The organism is Moorena sp. SIO3I6, from assembly GCF_010672095.1.
The window spans coordinates 1-1,920 of the sequence record NZ_JAAHHU010000932.1 but is presented as its reverse complement, the minus strand read 5'-3'; the positions used below and the strand labels follow the sequence as shown (position 1 = coordinate 1,920).

Here is a 1,920-nt window from a genome sequence, read left to right as displayed (position 1 = left end):
TTGGGCAATGTCTTCTGGCCGTGCCCCTGCTTTGGCTAGTTTCAAACTTTGTTGTCTTTGCATCACTCTAGCCCGGGCTTGAGCAATGTCTTCTGGCCGTGCCCCTGCTTTTAGGAGTAGCAAAGCTTGCTGGGCTTCGTTTACCCCTGCTTCGGCTGTATCACGGGCCGTCCGGACTTGATTAAAATCTTCCACAGAAATAGCACCAGCCGTTGCTAATTCCTGCTTGCGCTGGAGGTCATCTTCAGCTTGTTGCAGATTTGCTTGTGCTTTTTCTAATCGTGCCAAGCCCTGAGCAATATCTTCTGGACGATTGCCAGCCAGCAACTTTTCCAAATTTGCTTGTGCCTCAGCCAGTTGTGCTTGAGCTTGGGCAATATCTTCTCGACGATTGCCAGCTAGCAACTTTTGCAGATTTGCTTGTCTCTCAGCTAGTTGTCCTTCTGCCTGAGTTAATTGCCCGGTGAGATTGGAGTCATCCATATAGGCAAGAATTTGCCCTTTTTGTACGCGATCGCCTTCCTTGACTAACAGAGTTTTCAGCAATCCTGTAGTTTTAGGGCTAAGATTAATCGCACGTTCGGGCTCAATGACGCCATTAGCAGAAACTGTGACCGCTAGGTTCAGTTTTTCTACAGATACAGTTTGCGTTTGGGTTTTTGCTTGTTGATTTGGCAGGGCAACCCGCTGGCGATAAGCTGCATAGCCTCCTCCAAATACGAGGCACAAAAGGAGTAGTCTTAGCAGCCATTTAGCTAACCTATTTTTACCAAAATTGAAATCTACCAATGGCTGATTTGCCTGAAAAGCCATGATTCACTCCTTTTCTGGCACTGCTTGACTAGAATAATTCTGAAAGTTATGGGAACCTTTGTAGTCAGATAAATCGGCTAACGTCTGCAATGATTGTTTCCCTAAATACAACTGACCGTTAATCTCCCAAGTGGGAAAACCTTTAATCTTGGCGGCCTTGCAGAGGTCTGGGCGAGAGTTTTTACCTTTAGCATCACACTCAATGTAATTCACTTGGCTCCAGGCACCTTGACCAAACATTTCTTTTTGCTCATTGCAATGATCGCACCAAAATGCACCATACATTTTCGCTTCTAGTTTCTGCAAATGCTCTGCTAGAGCCATGTGTGCTTCACTAGAAGAGCTGGTTATAGTATAGTTGATTTCCGTGGCAGAGCGACTGATATTCCCCAGGGTATAAAGACCCAGTAGCCCAAGGAGCAACAGTATCACCACCATAGTTACCGTGAGCAGTTGTTGTCTCAATTTCTGCCAACCACCAGCGCTCAAGGCCAGAATAAACAAGCTCGCTGACAATAAAGTAGACATAATACAAAAGCTACACTTTTCGTGGAATTCAAACAGTGTCGTATATAGCAGGTAACTGCTGACAATTAGCATTAATGTCCCACCAACTGCTAGTAACACAATTGTCCACTTTTCTAAGGGAGAGCGGAACTGTTTATGTGCTTTTGAATTCACAAGCAGGGGAGCGATCGCAAAAACCACCATACTAATGCAAGCAATTAAGCCTAATAAGGTGATGGGTGAACTCAAGATGGCAGCATCGGCACTGGTGGGAGTGGGAGGTAGATTGCAACCGCTGGGACGACAAGTAGAATTACGTTGTGTTAATTGGATGATTTTGGGATAGGCAGTTGCTACAGCACCCAAAGAGGCTATTCCTGCGATCAGAGGGCGGGACCAGCGATGCATCCAGTGTAGAAAAGGTTGGTGTGTCATAACAATTCTTGGAAAGTAGAGATAACATTTATATTTGAGTTGTGAACATACTTGCGCTTTGTAAAGGCAAGAGGCAATAGGCAAGAGGCAATAGGCAATAGGCAAGAGGCAATAGGCAAGAGGCAATAGGCAAGAGGCAATAGGCAATAGGCAATAGGCAATAGA

General features: G+C 45.4%; 2 protein-coding genes. Both read right to left on the bottom strand.

The features are described 5' to 3' along the window. On the bottom strand, positions 1 to 813 hold an 813-nt coding region (locus F6K49_RS44610; RefSeq protein WP_293108395.1), incomplete at its 3' end, for a biotin/lipoyl-binding protein. A gap of 3 nt (positions 814 to 816) precedes the next feature. Then, entirely contained in the window at positions 817 to 1,755 is a 939-nt protein-coding gene (locus F6K49_RS44605) for a vitamin K epoxide reductase family protein (RefSeq protein WP_293108392.1), read from the bottom strand. Between the last annotated feature and the right edge of the window lie 165 nt (positions 1,756 to 1,920).

Coding starts and splice junctions, on each gene's coding strand:
- F6K49_RS44605 (WP_293108392.1), bottom strand. CDS start 1,755: ATGACACACCAACCTTTTCTACACTGGATGCATCGCTGGTCCCGCCCT.